The sequence below is a fragment of the Corynebacterium sp. TUM25020 genome (assembly GCF_056388495.1).
The window spans coordinates 153,336-170,276 of sequence record NZ_JBWJFG010000001.1; the positions used below are offsets into that span (position 1 = coordinate 153,336).

Annotated in this window: 16 protein-coding genes; 14 read left to right on the top strand and 2 right to left on the bottom strand. The window is 59.4% G+C overall.

Annotated elements, in window-relative coordinates; all coding sequences use genetic code 11:
- Positions 1-82 precede the first annotated feature (82 nt).
- The 4 genes from lysA to thrB all read left to right on the top strand — a co-directional run bounded on the left by lysA (position 83) and on the right by thrB (position 5,098).
- Positions 83-1,498, top strand: a complete 1,416-nt coding sequence (gene lysA / locus AC05K6_RS00715; protein WP_476727718.1) for a diaminopimelate decarboxylase — start codon at positions 83-85, stop codon at positions 1,496-1,498.
- Positions 1,499-1,621: 123 nt separating this feature from the next.
- The gene (locus tag AC05K6_RS00720; RefSeq protein WP_476727483.1) at positions 1,622-2,947 is read left to right on the top strand and encodes a homoserine dehydrogenase; all 1,326 of its coding nucleotides are present in this window, start codon (positions 1,622-1,624) and stop codon (positions 2,945-2,947) included.
- Positions 2,948-3,098: 151 nt separating this feature from the next.
- Positions 3,099-4,172: a threonine synthase gene (gene thrC, locus AC05K6_RS00725; RefSeq protein ID WP_448307500.1), complete on the top strand. Its 1,074-nt coding sequence runs from the start codon at positions 3,099-3,101 to the stop codon at positions 4,170-4,172.
- On the top strand, positions 4,172-5,098 hold the full coding sequence (gene thrB / locus AC05K6_RS00730; protein ID WP_293789754.1) for a homoserine kinase: 927 nt from the start codon (positions 4,172-4,174) through the stop codon (positions 5,096-5,098). The genes thrC and thrB overlap by 1 nt, the downstream gene beginning before the upstream one ends.
- On the opposite strand, the gene AC05K6_RS00735 is transcribed toward thrB, so the two are convergent.
- Both AC05K6_RS00735 and AC05K6_RS00740 read right to left on the bottom strand, forming a co-directional pair.
- The gene (locus AC05K6_RS00735; protein ID WP_476727484.1) at positions 5,095-5,778 is read right to left on the bottom strand and encodes a DedA family protein; all 684 of its coding nucleotides are present in this window, start codon (positions 5,776-5,778) and stop codon (positions 5,095-5,097) included. The genes thrB and AC05K6_RS00735 overlap by 4 nt on opposite strands.
- Positions 5,779-5,844: 66 nt before the next feature.
- Positions 5,845-7,515, bottom strand: a complete 1,671-nt coding sequence (locus AC05K6_RS00740) for a long-chain fatty-acid--CoA ligase (protein WP_476727485.1) — start codon at positions 7,513-7,515, stop codon at positions 5,845-5,847.
- A 287-nt stretch (positions 7,516-7,802) separates the two neighbouring features.
- On the opposite strand from AC05K6_RS00740, the gene rho reads away from it, so the two are divergent.
- The 10 genes from rho (at position 7,803) to AC05K6_RS00790 (ending at position 16,931) form a co-directional block, all read left to right on the top strand.
- Complete coding sequence (rho, locus tag AC05K6_RS00745) at positions 7,803-9,563, top strand: transcription termination factor Rho (protein WP_476727486.1); 1,761 nt, start codon at positions 7,803-7,805, stop codon at positions 9,561-9,563.
- Between the two features lie 3 nt (positions 9,564-9,566).
- Entirely contained in the window at positions 9,567-10,643 is a 1,077-nt protein-coding gene (gene prfA / locus AC05K6_RS00750) for a peptide chain release factor 1 (RefSeq protein WP_293789765.1), read from the top strand.
- Positions 10,644-10,668: 25 nt separating this feature from the next.
- Positions 10,669-11,583: a N5-glutamine methyltransferase family protein gene (locus tag AC05K6_RS00755; RefSeq protein ID WP_476727487.1), complete on the top strand. Its 915-nt coding sequence runs from the start codon at positions 10,669-10,671 to the stop codon at positions 11,581-11,583.
- A gap of 55 nt (positions 11,584-11,638) precedes the next feature.
- Positions 11,639-12,298: an L-threonylcarbamoyladenylate synthase gene (locus tag AC05K6_RS00760; RefSeq protein WP_293789771.1), complete on the top strand. Its 660-nt coding sequence runs from the start codon at positions 11,639-11,641 to the stop codon at positions 12,296-12,298.
- Positions 12,298-13,470 carry an MraY family glycosyltransferase gene (locus tag AC05K6_RS00765; RefSeq protein ID WP_476727488.1) on the top strand — a complete coding sequence of 391 codons (1,173 nt, stop codon included), beginning with the start codon at positions 12,298-12,300 and terminating at the stop codon, positions 13,468-13,470. The genes AC05K6_RS00760 and AC05K6_RS00765 overlap by 1 nt, the downstream gene beginning before the upstream one ends.
- 5 nt (positions 13,471-13,475) lie before the next feature.
- On the top strand, positions 13,476-13,982 hold the full coding sequence (locus AC05K6_RS00770) for a hypothetical protein (RefSeq protein ID WP_476727489.1): 507 nt from the start codon (positions 13,476-13,478) through the stop codon (positions 13,980-13,982).
- Between the two features lie 358 nt (positions 13,983-14,340).
- Positions 14,341-15,141 (top strand): F0F1 ATP synthase subunit A, encoded by an 801-nt coding sequence (gene atpB / locus AC05K6_RS00775; RefSeq protein ID WP_293789779.1) that lies wholly within the window; start codon positions 14,341-14,343, stop codon positions 15,139-15,141.
- A gap of 93 nt (positions 15,142-15,234) precedes the next feature.
- Positions 15,235-15,477: an ATP synthase F0 subunit C gene (locus AC05K6_RS00780; protein ID WP_005292984.1), complete on the top strand. Its 243-nt coding sequence runs from the start codon at positions 15,235-15,237 to the stop codon at positions 15,475-15,477.
- Between the two features lie 69 nt (positions 15,478-15,546).
- Positions 15,547-16,107 carry a F0F1 ATP synthase subunit B gene (locus tag AC05K6_RS00785; RefSeq protein ID WP_005292982.1) on the top strand — a complete coding sequence of 187 codons (561 nt, stop codon included), beginning with the start codon at positions 15,547-15,549 and terminating at the stop codon, positions 16,105-16,107.
- Positions 16,108-16,112: 5 nt separating this feature from the next.
- Complete coding sequence (locus tag AC05K6_RS00790) at positions 16,113-16,931, top strand: F0F1 ATP synthase subunit delta (RefSeq protein ID WP_293789793.1); 819 nt, start codon at positions 16,113-16,115, stop codon at positions 16,929-16,931.
- Positions 16,932-16,941: the final 10 nt, after the last annotated feature.

Consider the following 16,941-nt stretch of genomic DNA (forward strand, 5'->3'; position numbering starts at 1 on the left):
GCACCCAACACACACTCAACTCACCTAGGAGAATCCTTTGGATCCGGAGACTCACCTGAACTCCACACGACTGCGCCGTCGCATCGCCAACACCGCGGAGTTCAACGCGATCCCAGCGCACGTCTACCCGCAGACCCTTCGCCGCGAGACGGCGGGGGAGCGGGCAGGCGAGGTCACCATCGGTGGCGTGCCGATTACCGATATCGCGGAAACCTTCGGTACTCCGGCTTTCGTGATGGACGAGGAAGACTTCCGCACCCGCTGTCGCCGCTTGGCCAAGGCATTCGGCGGAGGGCGCTTCGTCCACTACGCGTCCAAGGCGTTCCTGTCGAAGATGGTCGCCCGCTGGGTGATGGATGAGGGGCTGTCCCTCGACGTCGCCTCTTTAGGCGAGCTCCAGGTGGCACTGGCTGCGGGCTTCCCAGCTGAACGCATCACTGTCCACGGCAACAACAAGTCCCCGGAGTTTCTGCGACTTGCGGTTTCCGAAGGTGCGGAGCTGATCGTCGTAGACTCGCTACAAGAAATCGAGTCCTTGTCCGCCGTTGCAGGCGAACTGGGCAAGGCCCAGGACGTACTAGTACGCGTAACTCCGGGTGTGCACGTCGATACCCACGAGTTCATCGCCACTAGTCACGAGGATCAGAAGTTCGGGTTCTCTCTTGCCTCCGGCGCGGCTCACCATGCGGCCATGGCCTGCCATACCGCCGACGGCGTGCGCCTGCGCGGCCTGCACTGCCATGTAGGCTCTCAGGTTTTTGAAGCCGCTGGTTTCGCTCTGGCCGCCGAGCGCCTTTTGGGGCTGTGGAAGCAGCTTTTGGATTCCATTAAGACCTTGCACGACGATCATGCTGTCGACCCGTCGCGCGGTGTGGGGGTCGTGGGGTCGGACGCCCCAACGGTGCTGGATACCCTTGATCTCGGTGGTGGCTACGGTATCGCCTATATGCCGGATCATGAGGCTCTCGACGTTGAAGAGGTGGCGTCCGAGCTTAAGAGCAAGGTGCGCGAAGCGGCGAAGTCGGCCGGTGTGCCCGAACCGACCCTTAACGTGGAGCCGGGACGCGCGATCGCCGGACCGTCGATGATTACCCTTTACCGCGTGGGTACGGTGAAGGATGTTGAGGTGGCGGACGGGATTTCCCGTCGTTATATCTCCGTCGACGGTGGCATGAGCGATAACATCCGTCCGGCCCTGTACCAGGCCGAATATGATTGCCGCGTGGCGAACCGGGAGGTCGCGGGGGAGTTGTTGCCGACGCGTATCGTGGGCTCTCACTGTGAATCCGGTGATGTGTTGGTCAATGACGCTTTGGTGCCAGAGGACGTGCGCCCCGGTGACCTGCTGATGATCGGTGCAACGGGAGCTTATTGTTATGCGATGGCCTCCCGCTACAACATGATGACCCGGCCCCCGGTGGTACGGGTTGCAGACGGTGAAGCGCGTTTGATGATTCGTCGCGAAACCATTGATGACGTGCTGTCTTTGGAGGAGTAGACCCCCTCTAAGAGAGGTAAAATAGGGGTAATGGACAGCTTTGTCTAGTCGCGCGGTAGATTGGTGCGATAACCTAAGGAAAATTACCGACAGAACTCGACTGAGACCCCACAAAGGAGCGACATGACCGAGCAGAAATTCAAGCCAGGCAAGGGAATTGGCGAGACCGTTGGTGTGGCTCTGCTGGGCATGGGCACCGTCGGCGCCGAGGTACTACGTCTCTTGGAGGAGCGCGCTGATGAGTTCGCCGAACGCATTGGTGGAAAGCTGGAAGTACGTGGCATCGCTGTCAGCGACCTAGCCAAGCCGCGCCCGGGTGTAGATCCGGAAAAGCTAACCGATGATGCACTCTCCCTCGTTGACCGTGAGGACATCGATCTCGTCATCGAGGTAATCGGCGGCATTGAATATCCGCGCAAGGTAGTGCTAGCAGCGCTGCGCGCTGGTAAGTCCGTGGTCACCGCAAACAAAGCTCTCATCGCCGCTCACGCCGATGAGCTCTCTGCCGCCGCAGACGAGTCCGGTGTGGATCTGTTCTTTGAAGCTGCCGTCGCCGCGGCCATCCCGGTGGTCGGCCCGCTGCGCCGCTCCCTGGCTGGCGACAAGGTTAACCAGGTCATGGGCATCGTCAACGGCACCACCAACTTCATCTTGGACGCAATGTACAGCCGCGGCGCCAGCTACGACGAGATGCTGGCGGAAGCCACGGAGCTGGGATATGCAGAAGCCGACCCGACTGCGGATGTCGACGGCTTCGATGCCGCCAGCAAGGCCGCTATCCTGGCTTCCCTGGCGTTCCACACCCGCGTCTCCGGTGAGGACGTGCATACGGAAGGTATCCGCAACATCACCGTTGCCGACATCGAAGCCGCAAAGGCTGCGAACTCCACCATCAAACTACTCGCCATCTGTGAGCGCCTCGTGGACGATCAAAACCAGGAATCTGTTTCCGCGCGCGTGTACCCCGCGCTTATCCCCATTTCGCACCCACTGTCCAGCGTTGCTGAATCCTACAACGCAGTCTTCGTCGAGGCCGAGTCCGCTGGACGACTGATGTTCTACGGCAACGGTGCCGGCGGTGGTCCGACTGCCTCGGCTGTATTGGGTGACGTTGTGGCCGTGGCCCGCAACATCGTGCTCGGTGGTCGTGGCCCAGGGGAGTCCACCTATGCCTCCCTGCCCATCGCTGATTTCGGTGAAGTTCGCACCCGTTACCACGTTGATATGCAGGTCGATGATCGTCTGGGTGTGCTGGCTGAGGTGGCCTCCGTGTTCTCGGACAAGGGCGTATCGCTGAAGACGGTGCGTCAAGAAGGGCTCAACGATGGTGCGCGCCTCGTTGTGATCACCCACAGCGCAAAGGAGCGCGACCTGGAGGAGACCGTTGCCAAGCTGAAGAAACTGGAGGCGGTCAAGGCCATCGATTCTGTTATTCGCATGGAAGGCTAACCACAAGTCTGAAGCGCTAGCCCCTAGCGCTAACCCCAAACGCAGTGTCAAAAACCAAAGGTGTGCTTACGCACGCCTTTGTGGCACTACAGTGGCAATAAAGTAGAGCTTCTAAAAGTAGCAACAACTGGGAAGAGACGACAGGGAACTCATGACTAACAAGGTTCTGAACCATTGGACCGGCCTGATCAACATGTATCGCGATCGGATGCCTTTCGCGAAGGACTGGGAGCCGGTGACCCTCAACGAAGGCGGCACCCCGCTACTGCGGGCGAACCACCTGTCGGAACTGACCGGCTGTGAAGTGTACCTGAAGATCGAAGGTGCCAACCCAACGGGTTCTTTCAAGGATCGTGGCATGACCGTTGCCGTGACCGATGCTTATCACAAGGGGCAGAAGGTCCTGATGTGCGCCTCGACAGGCAACACTTCCGCCTCCGCAGCCGCATACGCTGCCCGCGCTGGCCTCAAGTCCGCCGTGCTGATCCCCGAGGGCAAGATTGCCCAGGGCAAGCTGGCACAGGCCGTGATGCACGGCGCGCAGATCATCCAGATCCGCGGCAACTTCGATGATTGCCTGGAGCTAGTTCGCAAGACGACCACCGAGTTCCCAGAGATCGCTCTGGTCAACTCTGTGAACCCGATGCGCATCGAGGGACAGAAGACCGCCTCGTTTGAAATCGTCGATTGCCTTGGTGACGCCCCCGATGTCCACTTCCTGCCGGTCGGCAACGCGGGCAACATCACCGCATATTGGAAGGGCTACACCGAGTATGCCGAGGACGGCGTTTCCACCCAACGCCCCGTGATGAAGGGCGTGCAGGCCGCAGGAGCCGCCCCGCTGGTGAAGGGCGAGCCAGTGCTGGAGCCGGAGACGATCGCAACCGCGATCCGCATCGGTAACCCGGCTTCCTGGCAGCAAGCAGTGGCAGCCAAGGAAGAATCGGGCGGTGATTTCCGCGCTCAGACCGATGAGCAGATTCTCGAGGCATATCGCCTGATCGCAGGCCGTGAGGGCATTTTCGTTGAGCCGGCTTCCGCTTCGTCCGTAGCGGGACTGTTGGACGCACATGCCAATGGTGAATTGACTGCTGGCCAGCGCATCGTGTGTACCGTCACCGGCCATGGCCTGAAGGATCCGACGACTGCTCTGTCCCAGATGCCGGATCCCACCGTCACCGACGTAGATCCGCATGCCGTTGCAGATGCGCTGGGGCTGAAGTAATGGGCGTCGAAATCCCAGTTGGCCGCAAGGCCACCGTTAAGGTTCCCGCCTCAACCGCGAATCTGGGGCCAGGCTTTGACACGCTGGGCTTAGCTCTTGGACTATACGACTATGTGACCGCCGAGGTCATTGAGTCCGGCCTGGTCGTTGAGGTTACCGGCGAAGGCGAAGGTGAGGTGCCTTTAGATGAGCGCCACCTGGTCGTTCGTGCGCTCAGGGCGGCTTTGAAGGAAGCGGACGTAACGGTTCCGGGGCTACGTGTGAGCTGCACTAACTCCATCCCACAGTCTCGCGGCTTGGGCTCCTCGGCCGCTGCCGCGACTGCTGGTGTGGCCGCAGCCAACGGTTTGGCTGGCTTTACCCTGGACGACAAAGCACAGGTGCAGATCGCTTCGACTTTTGAAGGGCACCCCGATAACGCGGGTGCTTCCGTGCTGGGTGCCGGTGTCGTCTCGTGGACGAATACTCCCATTGACGGGGTTTCTGCGCCGGAGTATCACGCCCGCCGAATCGACGTACACCCGGATATCAAGGCCACTGCGTTCATCCCGGATTTCCATGCGTCGACGGAGGCGATTCGTCGTGTCCTGCCGTCCGATATCAGCCACGTGGATGCTCGCTTCAATGTTTCTCGCACTGCAGTTATGACGGTCGCGCTGCGCGACGATCCGGAATTGCTGTGGGAGGGCACCCGTGACCGTATGCATCAGACGTACCGCGCCGAAGTGCTACCAGTGACCGCAGAGTGGGTGAACCGCCTGCGAAACCTGGGGTACCCGGCATTTCTTTCCGGTGCAGGCCCGACGATTCTGGTGCTCAGTACCGAGCGGGTGGATAACGCACTTGTGGAGGAAGCCCGGGGGCGTGGAATGAAGGTTCTAGAGCTAGATGTCGCTGGCCCAGTTGAGGTGGACGTTACCGGCTAGTCATTAGCCGGCGCCGGGGCGAGGGCAGCCTGCTTCTTGTCGCTACGGCTCTTTTGCACGACGCCAAACAGCGCCGGAACGATGGAGAACGCAACGATACCGAGGAAGATGGCCTCAATGTTGTTGCGCACGAACTCCACGCCGCCAAGCAGGGATCCCAGGTAGACGATGCCGCTGGCCCACAGCACACCGCCGATGATGTTGAAGACAATGAACGTCCGGTAGCGCATGCCCGACATTCCGGCCACCAACGGGGCATAGGTTCGCACAAAGGGGACAAAGCGGCACAGGATGATTGTGATCGAACCGTACTTGGCGAAGAATTCCTCGGAGCGGTGTAGGTGCTCCTGCTTAAAGAAGCGTCCATCCTTGCGCTTGCGAAGTGCAGGGTGGAAGCGGTGGCCGATCCAATAGCCCACCTGATCACCCAAAATGGCTGCAATTGGGGTGATAAGCAGCACCTGCCAAAGTGGTGCAAAACCATCGGGCTGGCTGGCCAGCAACCCAGCGGTGAAAAGCAGGGAATCGCCCGGCAGGAATGGGAAAAACAAGCCGGATTCGATGAAGATAGTCACAAAAATAGCGGGCAGGATTGCCGCGCCGAAGGGGCCAGAACCCGATAGCAAGTGCATCGGGTCGAGCCACTGTGGCCCTAGAGCCATCACAGTTACATCGGTCATGCAAAGAGACGCTACTCTATTTTTATCTGCAATAGTTAAAGGCGAGCTGTGAAGTTCGTGCTCCGCCTAAATCGTGATGACGTCGAACTTCCCTTCGCGGAAGTGGCGGCGCAAATCTTTTTTGTCGAACTTATCCACGCTGGTTTTATCGATGTGCTCAACAAAGGTCCAGTTCTCCGGCACCATCCAACCTGGAACACGTTGTCGCAGTTCGTCGGCTAGCTCTTGAGCAGTGTCAACGCTCCAGGGGGTGCCGTCGGCCAGTACCACCACCGCCAGCGGACGCTGCCCCCACTTTTCGGAGGGGATGCCAATGATCGCCGCCTCGATTACAGCGGCCGGTTCCATGAGGTAGGTTTCGAGTGCCGCAGAGTAGATCCACTCACCGCCGGAACGGATGATGTCGGTTTTGCGGTCGTGGATCGTCAGGTAACCATCCTTGTTTACCGTGGCGATGTCTCCGGTGCGGAGCCAGCCATCGGGAGTGAAACGCGGGCTATCGTCCTCATAGTAGGATCCCGTCACGGTGTTGCCACGCACCTGTAGCTCGCCGGAGTTACGGTCATGGGCTTCGAGCTCGTTGCCGTCATCGTCGACGATGCGATAGCGCATACCTGCATGGAAGCGACCCTGGCTTTCGCGATATTTGGCACGTGCGGCGCCGGCTACGCCTGCCGGAGGGTGGGCGACCGTGCCCACAGGGCCTGTTTCGGTCATGCCCCAGGCGTGGACGATGTCCACACCGAAGCGTTCCTCCCATGCGTCGATGAGAGCCGGGGGAACCTGCGACCCACCGACGTAGATCTCCTGCAGACTCATCTTCTTCGGCTGGTGTTTGGTGTAGTGCACCAGCAGGCCAGTCCAAACGGCGGGGGAACCGTGTGCCTGGCGTGGCATCGCGTCTTCAACAACGTGCGCGATGTGCTCCGGGTCGGCACGATGGCCGGTAAACACAATGGGGGCGCCTGCCATAAACGCAGCCAGCGGCACACCCCAGCTGAGCACATGGTAGATCGGTACGCCGCACAGGAAGCTGGTGCCGTTGCGGATACTGAAGCTATCGGCGGCGCGAAGTTGCATCGAATGCAGCCACAGTGCTCGGTGGGAGTACACCACACCTTTCGGCGGACCTTCAGTGCCGGTGGAGAAGCAGATCGCTGCGGGGTCGGTCTCTTCGATAGCTGGCCAGTCGAAGTCGGCGCTGCGTCCGTCCAAGGTGGCTTCCAGATTGAGGACGCGCAGATAGCGTTCGTTGCTCAGCCCCAGTTCCTCCACGAGTTGCTGCACTGTAGTGGTTGGGGCTTGGTTGGCGCCGATGACAAGTACAGCTTCCACACAAGGGCAGTCTGCGAGGAGGGGCACGATCTGTTCGCTGCAAGTGACGTCGATCACCAGGACGCGTGGAGCGGATTTATTGATGATGCTGGTGATCTGGCTGCCCATAAGATGCCGGTTAATGGGGCTAAAAACCGCTCCCATAGACGCGACCGACAGCATGATCTCAAGATGTTCGGTGCAATTGGGCAGGACGGTTCCCACACGTTCGCCTTGCTGGATGCCAAATTCGTCACGGAACATGTTGGCCATGGCAGCGGCGCGGATGCCGATATGCAGGAAGCTGGTTTGTTCCGCAGTTTCATCAAAATACGTGGTCACAGTCGTATTTCGGTGAACGCTGGCGCCGTACTCCAGAATCCTGGCTACGGAAAGCGGGATCTCCTGCATTGTCGACTTCATGCGTTTCAGCCTAGCCGTTAGGTGCAGGGCGTGGGGGAGGTGCTATTGTAAGCAACGGAAGCCGGATGCGAGGCTCGTTTTCTCCACTTTCTTTCTTTACGACGCCACCCCGCGCTACACCCGCCGCCAGTCACATCTTGGGACTTTGAGGTGGCAATCTTTCTAGAAGATTCCCGCAATCTTTGGGTTAAATTTAAAACTGTTGTCGAACACGCATGTCTGGCCGATCCTGGGGCTTCGCAGGCTTTTGAAGGGTTATGGAAGGCACCAGACGTGAAAGGACTTTTGTGAGCCTGTCCGATATTTTGGCTCGTGGCCAAGCCAATGGCCTCGCCTCGTTGAAGTTGCCGGAGCTGCGCCAGGTCGCGGCGGCACAGGGGCTGAAGGGTACCTCTGGTCTCCGCAAGGGCGATCTCATTGCCGCTATTGAATCCGCTGGCAGCGGTGGGGGAGCTGCGTCAGCATCTCGACCGACGAAGGTGCGCGAGCCCAAGGAAGAGCCGGTTGTGGAGGCGTCGGAGGGGCGTCACAAAGAAGACAACCAGGCCAACGAGAACGCCGAAGAGAAAACTAAGCAGAACGATCAGCAAAGTGATCAGCAGGGTTCGGAGCAGCGCGAAGCTCGTTCCCGCGACCGTGACGGTGGGCGCGACGGCAGCCGTGTCGGTGGGCGCGACGGAGGCCGTGAGGACAATCGCGGAAATCGCCGTAATCGCCGTAATCGCCGTAATCGCCGCAACCGTGGGCGGGATAACAACCGCAACGGTGATAACCGAGATAACCGGGATAACCGTGATAACCGTGATAACCGTGATAACGGTGGCGACGGTAACGGCAATAACAATGGGAACGGCGGCAACAACCGTGAGCAGAAGCCGGAAGAGCTGACGCCGGTCGCCGGCATCCTCGATTTCGTTGATGCTAATACCGCCTTTATCCGCACCACCGGCTACCACGCAGGCTCGACCGACGTGTACGTGCCGATTAACACGGTGCGTAAGTACGGAATGCGCCACGGTGATGCGATTACCGGCACTATTCGTCCGAAGAACAACAACAATAACGGTGGCGGCCGCGGTCGAAACCGTCAGAAGTACACGCCGATCTACCAGGTTGAGACCGTTAACGGACTCACCCCGGAGCAGGCGGCGGCACGCCCGCACTTCGCGAAGCTCACCCCGCTGTATCCGAACCAGCGACTGCGCTTGGAGACCGACCCGAAGATCCTGACGACTCGCGTGATTGACCTGATCATGCCGATCGGTAAGGGCCAGCGTGCATTGATCGTGTCCCCGCCGAAGGCTGGTAAGACGACGATCCTGCAGGACATCGCGAACGCGATCTCTACAAACAACCCTGAGTGCTACCTGATGGTTGTGCTGGTCGATGAGCGTCCCGAGGAAGTCACGGACATGCAGCGATCGGTCAAGGGCGAGGTCATCGCCTCGACGTTCGACCGCCCGCCGGGAGAGCACACCAACGTTGCGGAGCTAGCTGTTGAGCGCGCAAAGCGTCTCGTCGAGCAGGGCAAGGACGTTGTTCTTTTGCTGGATTCCATCACCCGTTTGGGTCGTGCGTACAATAACTCCTCGCCAGCTTCCGGACGCATCCTGTCCGGTGGTGTGGATTCCAATGCACTGTACCCACCGAAGCGCTTCCTGGGAGCGGCTCGAAACATCGAAAACGGCGGTTCCCTGACCATCATTGCCACGGCAATGGTGGAGACCGGCTCTGCTGGCGACACGGTGATCTTCGAGGAATTCAAGGGCACCGGCAATGCCGAGCTAAAGCTGGACCGCAAGATCGCCGAGCGTCGAGTTTTCCCGGCTGTGGATGTCAACCCGTCGGGTACCCGCAAGGACCAGTTGCTGCTCAGCCCGGAGGAGGCGCGCATTATGCACAAGCTGCGCCGCATTCTTTCGGCGCTGGATCCGCAGGCAGCCATCGACCTGCTGATCAAGCAGCTGCGTAAGAACAAGACCAACCGGGAGTTCATGCTGCAGGTTGCTAGCTCCGCGCCTCTGGCGGGCGAGGACGAGGAGGATTAAACCATGAGCCAATCACCATCAGTCATCGATGACATCCTGGCTGAGTACCAGGGGCTAGAGATGCAGCTGGGCGACCCCGAGCTGCACAACGATCCGGCGGCAGCGCGCAAGGTGGGCAAGCGTTTCTCCGAGCTGCAGCCGATCATCCAGACGCACCAAAAGCTCGAACAGGCACGAGAAGATCACGAAGCAGCCTCCGAGATGGCCTCCGAGGATAAGGAGTTCGCGGAGGAAGCTAAGCGCCTGGAACAGGAAATCGGACAGCTGGAGGAACAGCTGACCGACCTGCTGGCGCCGCGTGACCCACACGATGGCGACGACATCGTCATGGAAATCAAGTCCGGTGCCGGCGGCGAAGAGGCCGCACTCTTCGCCGGTGAGCTTGCGCGTATGTACCAGCGCTACGCAGAGCGCCATGGCTTTAGCACCGAGATTCTTGGACTCAATGAGACCGACCTGGGCGGTGTGAAGGATATGACCTTGTCGATCCGCTCCAAGCAGCCGTCCCGCGACGGTGCCTGGTCCGAGTTCAAGTTCGAAGGCGGCGTGCACCGCGTGCAGCGTATCCCCGTCACAGAATCGCAGGGTCGCATTCAGACCTCCGCTGCGGGCGTGTTGGTATACCCGGAGCCCGACGAGGTCGAGGACGTGGAGATCGACGAGAAGGACATCCGCGTAGACGTCTACCGCTCCTCCGGTAAGGGCGGCCAGGGTGTGAACACCACGGACTCCGCCGTGCGTATCACCCACTTGCCGACCAATATTGTGGTGACCTGTCAGAAGGAACGCTCTCAGATCCAGAACCGCGCTCGTGCGATGCAGGTGCTTGCTGCGCGTCTGCAGCAGATGAGGGAAGAAGAAGCTGAGGCAGAGGCAGCTGAGGGTCGCGCTGCACAGATCCGCACTATGGATCGTTCCGAGCGCATCCGCACCTACAACTTCCCAGAGTCGCGCGTGTCCGATCACCGGATTGGCTACAAAGCCAACAACCTGGACGCCGTTTTGGGCGGAGACCTGGAAGCACTGTTTGCGGCTTTGAAGGAAGCCGACCGCGCACGCCGCCTCGAGGCGGAAGACTAGCTTCCGTCCTCAACACAGGTAGCTTGTGAATATCAACCTTGTGAATATCAACGAGGCAATCCGCGAGGCCACCGCGCAGCTCCACGCCGCGGGGATCGATTCTGCCGTGGTCGACGCGCGCCTGTTGATGCGCTATCTGCTGGCCGAGCCCGCTACGGACAATAGCCCCCGCGCCGCAGTGGATCCGGGTGCCCTCTTCCTCCGCTCCGATGAACCAGCACCCGCCGCCTATGCGGGCTGGGTTGCTCGTCGCGCCTCCCGCGAGCCCTTGCAACACATCGTCGGCTCCGCTCCCTTTTGCGGGGTGGATCTTTTTGCCGAGCCGGGCTGCTTTATCCCCCGCCCCGAAACCGAGCTGCTAGCCGAATGGGCCGCGCACTCCCTTGCGAACCACCCCGCGCCGCGCGTGGTTGATCTTTGCTGCGGGCCTGGCACACTGGGGCTTGGGGCTTCTTTTCTTTATGACGCCCCTATCTCCCTTTTGGGCGTAGATATCTCGGATCGCGCTCTGCGCTTGGCTGAAAAGAATGCACGGTTGATCCCGCAGGTAAACGCTACTTTCGTTAAAGCAGATCTGGCGGCCGACGATCCCGAGGCGTTTGCAAAAGCCTGTGAGCTCGGGCGGGGTCCCAACGCACCTGCCGATGTTGTGGTGTGCAATCCGCCCTATGTGCCGGAATCTACACACGTCACTCCAGAAGTCGCTGCCGATCCGCACGCAGCCGTGTTCTCCGGACCAGACGGGCTGGACCTCATGCCCCGGGTGCTGTTGTGGGCTGAGGCGCTGGGACGGCGAGGTGGTGGCGTCGGCATCGAACACGATGACTCCAACGGCGAACAAGTAGCAGAGATGATGCAGCGCCGTGGGTGGCAAGAAGTTACTCAACACCGCGACTTGGCAGGTCGGCCACGCTTCGTAACCGCCCTGCTGCCGCAATAGTTCGGACGATGGGGCTAAGGTAGAGCACGTAATTCATAAGCAAGAAAGGGCTGCAATGTCGAGAACCGTAGACGCTACCGATCCGCAGAACCGAGAGGCCGCGATCGAAACCGCGGCGAATGCGGTCAAGGGTGGGCGGCTGGTCGTATTGCCGACCGACACTGTGTACGGAATTGGCTGCGACGCTTTCGACAACGAGGCTGTATCCGCACTCCTGCGAGCCAAAGGACGCGGCCCCGACATGCCAGTTCCCGTGCTGGTGCCCAGCTGGACCACCATCGAGGGGCTCGTGCGCGAATACACCTATAACATGCGCAAGCTGGTGGAGGCCTTCTGGCCGGGCGGGCTATCCATGGTTGTGCACCAGGCTCCGAGCCTGCCGTGGAACCTGGGCGACACACGCGGCACAGTCATGTTGCGCATGCCCAACCAGCCGATCGCGCTTGAACTATTGGAGCGAACTGGCCCCATGGCCGTCTCCAGTGCCAATATTTCGGGTCAGCCACCGGCTACGAATGTGCAGATGGCGGAAGATCAGCTGGGTGCGGACGTGACCACCTACATCGACGGTGGGGAAGCGCACCACGGTGTGGCATCTACTATTGTGGATCTTTCCTCTGGCCGACCGCGTATTCTGCGCGAAGGAGCTGCCACCACCGAGCGCGTAGCAGAGGTGCTGGGGATGAGCAGTATGGAGCTGCGGGGAGAGATTTAATGCAATTGCTCGCCCAGCCGGCCATCGGCGCAGGAATTCCCCTGCGCGAGTTGGTGCTGGTGCTTCTCGTTGCCTGCACAGTTACTTACTTAGTAACCGGTGCAGTGCGGTCGTTGATCTTGCGATATGGACGCATGGCCGCCCCGCGCCAGCGTGATGTGCACACAGTCCCCATGCCCCGGTTAGGTGGTGTGGCGATGTTTACGGGCCTGGTTGTGGCAGTGATTGTGGCCAATCAGCTACCTGCGTTGACGCGCGGATTTCCACCCGTGACACCCGATATGACGGCGGTGTTGATGGCCGCATTTGTGATCGTTGTGGTTGGTGTGGTCGATGACCTCTATGACATCTCTTGGGTCTTGAAGCTGGGCGGACAAATCGTGGGTGCCGTGGTGATGAGCTTGATGGGGCTCAGTTGGTACCTGTTCTACGTGCCCTTTGGCGACGGCACCACGCTGATTCTGGATCAAGTGCAGTCTACGATTCTGACGGCACTGTTGACCGTGACAATTGTGAACGCGATGAACTTCGTCGATGGGCTGGACGGATTAGCCGCCGGACTGGGAGCAATTGCAGCGGGAACTATTCTGATTTACTCGTTGACCATTCTGCATGACCAGAGTGGCACAGTGGCGGCATACCCACCGGCGATTATTTCTGCGGCGTTAGTCGGTATCTGCATGGGCTTTTTGCCACACAATTTCTCACCCGCTCGCATTTTTATGGGAGATAGCGGTGCAATGTTGATTGGTTTGTTGCTGTCCGCGGCCTGCACTTCCGCATCTGGGCGGATCAACGCTGCGCTCTATGGACCCGCGGATATGATGGCGCTACTCTCACCCATGATTGTGGTGCTGGCAGCACTATCCATTCCATTGCTGGACTTGGTAATGGCGGTGGTGCGCCGCGTGTCGAAGGGCAAGAGTCCTTTCTCCCCGGACAAGAAGCACCTACACCATCGACTCCTTAGTATTGGCCACACTCAAAAGCGTGTGGTGTTGGTTTTGTACACCTGGGTTGGGGTAGTGGCATTCGGTGCCGTGGGGTTGACCGTTCTACCTCTGCCTGTCATGGCGATTTCTTTTAGCCTGCTGGTGATTATCGCCATTTCGGCAACGGTCGTTCCACTGCGGCGAGCAAATCGGAAGTCAAACACTGCTCAGGTAAGCTAATCGCCATGAGTGATGCGACTGAGAACACTGGGAACGCTGGGAACACTGGGGACGCTGGGGACGCTGGGCACAATGGTGCCAAAGAGCTACCCGAACTAAATGATGTATCCCAAGTGGAAGACCACGTCGCGCCGCTGAAAGCTGCGATGCGTGCTGGAGTGCTGGTTCTCCTGGCGCTGGGTGTGGTGTCCCTCCTGGTGTGGGGGCTGATTAGCGGTACAGCCGGCTTGTGGGGAGCCGGCATCGGTTGGTTGGTCGGCGGCGGGTTTATGCTGATGACCGTTGTAATTGTGTTGGTGAGTTCCAATACGTCGCCCTCTGCCACGATGGGGTTGATCTTGGGAAGCTGGTTGGTTAAGGCCGCGGCACTGCTGGGAATCCTGTTCTTCCTTAAAGACAAGACTTTCTACGACACGCCAGCACTGGCCGTGACCGTTATGCTCAGTATGATTGCCGTGCTAGTCATTGAGACGTTGGCAGTCACCCGCACTCAAAAGCTGTACATTAGCTAGGGGGTAGGGCGCTCAATGCGCCCCTTCAGCTAAAAAGCTGGAGAGGGGGAGTGTGGAGTAGGCCGCAAATGATTCTTGCTCCAAAAACGTTGAAAAGCACGACCAAGTGGGGGGACCCGCGCTGCGTTTCACTTAGCGATTCGCGAAGCAATACTGATATTGTCTTAGCGGGCCTTTTATTGGCACACGTATGTGTGAACAGTAGATACGGCACCGGCTGATTCTGTAGGGACGTGCGACGGAGTCCCTTAATTATCGGCCTAACTCTTCGAAAAGAGACCTCCATCGCACCGCAGTGATTCCATGCAATCTTGCGGCCCAATCACGGGAGAGAACGCTGAGCGTAACAACCTTGGCCATGAAGGGCGAATTCCACCCGCCTTCATTGGAGCACGAATTCTTCCCGGGGCAAGTGGATAGCAACCACCTGTGGTTCAGTGAGTTTGCCGGTGGAGCGTTCGCGCTCGACCGCCTCATGGTCATCCGTATTGTGATGATTCTGCTGGTTTCTGCATTCTTCTTCTTTGCAATGCGGAAGCCGAAGCTGATTCCGAGTGGCGTTCAGAACGTTGCTGAGCTCTTCTTGGACTTCGTTCGAATTCACATCGCGGAGGATATCTTGGGCAAGAAGGAAGGGCGCCGGTTCCTGCCGATCATCGCCTCTATCTTCTTCACCGTTCTTGCCGTCAACATGTCGACGATCATCCCGTTCATGAATGTTTCAGCCAGCGCTCGCGTGGGTCTACCCCTGGTGCTGGCTGTTGTCGCATACATTGCCTTCATCTACGCGGGTGTGAAGCGCTACGGCTTCGGCAAGTACGTCAAGTCCTCGCTGATCATTCCTGGTTTGCCGACATGGCTCCACTTCATCGTGGCGCCGATTGAGGCATTCTCCACATTCGTCCTCCGTCCGGTAACGCTGACCATTCGTCTTATGGCGAATATGCTGGCTGGACACATCATCCTCGTCATGCTGTTCACTGCTACGAACTTCTTCTTCTGGCAGATGAGCGGCTGGAGCTTGGTTGCTGGCGGCACGATCCTCTTCGCGATCGCCTTCACCCTGTTCGAGCTCATGGTGATCTTCCTGCAGGCATACATCTTTGCCCTGCTGACCGCCGTGTATATCGAGCTGTCCCTCCATGCGGACGAGCACTAATTCGCCCCTTTTTAAGTACTAAAATGACCAGGCCGGACAACAAAAACAGAAAAGCTGCAACCGGCCGGTTCTCAGAAAGGTAATGGAAACCAAATGAACGACATCTTCCTCATCGCGCAGGACACCACCACCAAGTTCCAGGGCTTCGGCACCATCGGCTACGGCCTGGCTGCTATCGGCTCCGCTATCGGTGTGGGCAACGTTGCAGGTAAGACCGCAGAGGCTATGGCTCGCCAGCCTGAGATGGCCGGCCAGCTGCGCACCACCATGTTCCTGGGTATCGCTTTCGCCGAGGCACTGGCTCTGATCGGCTTCGTCGCCGGCTTCCTGTTCTAATTTCAGTGCGATTGGCCGCTCGTTAAGAGCACTTTCTAACCACCGCACCAGAATCGAAAGCTGGAGACTATGACGAACACCTTTTTGTTAGCAGCTGAGAAGCTGCCAATGGAGGAGTCGGTTAACCCGCTCATTCCTCCGCTGTACGACATCGTCTGGTCCATCATTCCTTTTGCAGTCATCCTGTTTGTCTTCTGGAAGTTCGTTCTTCCGAAGTTCCAGGAAGTGCTGAATCAGCGCGAGGATCAGATCGAGGGCGGCATTCGGCGTGCCGAGTCCGCTCAGGCAGAAGCTAAGGCTGCCTTGGAGAAGTACAACGCTCAGCTCGCTGAGGCACGCACTGAGGCTGCACAGATTCGTGATGACGCCCGTTCTCAGGGCCAGAAGATCATCGCGGACATGAAGGCTCAGGCAACCGAAGAGTCCAACCGTATCGTCGAGTCGGGCCACAAGCAGCTCGAAGCACAGCGTTCCGCCGTTGTTACCGACCTGCGCAAGGAGATGGGTGAGAACTCCATCAACTTGGCTGAGCGCCTGCTGGGCGAGCAGCTGTCGGACGACGTAAAGCGCTCGGGCACCATCGATAACTTCCTCGCCGGACTGGACAACGTCGGCGCATCCGGGAAGTGATCGGTATGCACGCAGCGAGCCGAGAGGCAATTGAGCGCCTCGAGAAGACCCTGGATCAGGGTCTGAACGAGACCTCCGACAAAGTGGGCACCGGTGTAACCACCGGCACCGAGCTGTTCGATGTTGTTGAACTGCTCGACAGTGACCGCGGCCTGCGTGTCGCGCTGATCGACCCGGCGAGGGATGCCAACACCCGCGTCGAGCTGGCCAAGCGCCTGCTCGGTGGAAAGGTATCCGCCTCGACGGAAGAAATCGTGTCTGCTGCTGTATCCCAGTCGTGGTCCAACACCCGTGACCTGCGCGACGGACTTGTGAAGCTGGGCCGCCTGGCCCTGCTGCGCGCCGCCGACGCCCAGGGACAACAGGATCGCGTTGAAGACGAACTGTTCCAGCTGGCTCGAATCATCGAGCGTGAGCCGGAGCTAGAGCTGAAGCTGGCCGACCGTGCTGCATCTTCGGATGCACGCCGGGATCTGCTGGCTAAGGTCCTGTACGGAAAGGTCACCTCCACGACGGAGGCTCTGGCACTGCAGGCGATCGGTCGCCTCCGCCAGCGTCCAGTCGAGGAGCTTGACTCGTTGACTGAGGAGGTAGCTGCTTTGGAAGGACGCACCGTTGCGCGTGTCCGCTCTGCAGCTGCCCTGGGTGAACAGCAGAAGTCGACTCTGTCGGACAAGCTGGAAAAGATTTACGGTCGCAAGATTGCGGTCCACTCCGAGGTTGATACCAGCCTCCTCGGCGGTGCCGTAATCCGCGTCGGTCACGAAGTTATCGACGGCAGCACTGCAGGACAGCTGCGGCGCCTGCGCCAGTCGATTGCTTAAGGGCGTCATA

What these genes read in the sequence shown, in the direction of transcription:
- AC05K6_RS00780 (WP_005292984.1), top strand. Translation starts at nt 15,235, where the DNA reads ATGAACGACATCTTCCTCATCGCGCAGGACACCACCACCAAGTTCCAG.
- AC05K6_RS00735 (WP_476727484.1), bottom strand. Translation starts at nt 5,778, where the DNA reads ATGACCGATGTAACTGTGATGGCTCTAGGGCCACAGTGGCTCGACCCG.
- atpB (WP_293789779.1), top strand. Translation starts at nt 14,341, where the DNA reads ATGAAGGGCGAATTCCACCCGCCTTCATTGGAGCACGAATTCTTCCCG.
- AC05K6_RS00765 (WP_476727488.1), top strand. Translation starts at nt 12,298, where the DNA reads ATGCAATTGCTCGCCCAGCCGGCCATCGGCGCAGGAATTCCCCTGCGC.
- AC05K6_RS00770 (WP_476727489.1), top strand. Translation starts at nt 13,476, where the DNA reads ATGAGTGATGCGACTGAGAACACTGGGAACGCTGGGAACACTGGGGAC.
- thrC (WP_448307500.1), top strand. Translation starts at nt 3,099, where the DNA reads ATGACTAACAAGGTTCTGAACCATTGGACCGGCCTGATCAACATGTAT.
- AC05K6_RS00785 (WP_005292982.1), top strand. Translation starts at nt 15,547, where the DNA reads ATGACGAACACCTTTTTGTTAGCAGCTGAGAAGCTGCCAATGGAGGAG.
- AC05K6_RS00720 (WP_476727483.1), top strand. Translation starts at nt 1,622, where the DNA reads ATGACCGAGCAGAAATTCAAGCCAGGCAAGGGAATTGGCGAGACCGTT.
- AC05K6_RS00760 (WP_293789771.1), top strand. Translation starts at nt 11,639, where the DNA reads ATGTCGAGAACCGTAGACGCTACCGATCCGCAGAACCGAGAGGCCGCG.
- prfA (WP_293789765.1), top strand. Translation starts at nt 9,567, where the DNA reads ATGAGCCAATCACCATCAGTCATCGATGACATCCTGGCTGAGTACCAG.
- AC05K6_RS00740 (WP_476727485.1), bottom strand. Translation starts at nt 7,515, where the DNA reads ATGAAGTCGACAATGCAGGAGATCCCGCTTTCCGTAGCCAGGATTCTG.
- AC05K6_RS00790 (WP_293789793.1), top strand. Translation starts at nt 16,113, where the DNA reads ATGCACGCAGCGAGCCGAGAGGCAATTGAGCGCCTCGAGAAGACCCTG.
- thrB (WP_293789754.1), top strand. Translation starts at nt 4,172, where the DNA reads ATGGGCGTCGAAATCCCAGTTGGCCGCAAGGCCACCGTTAAGGTTCCC.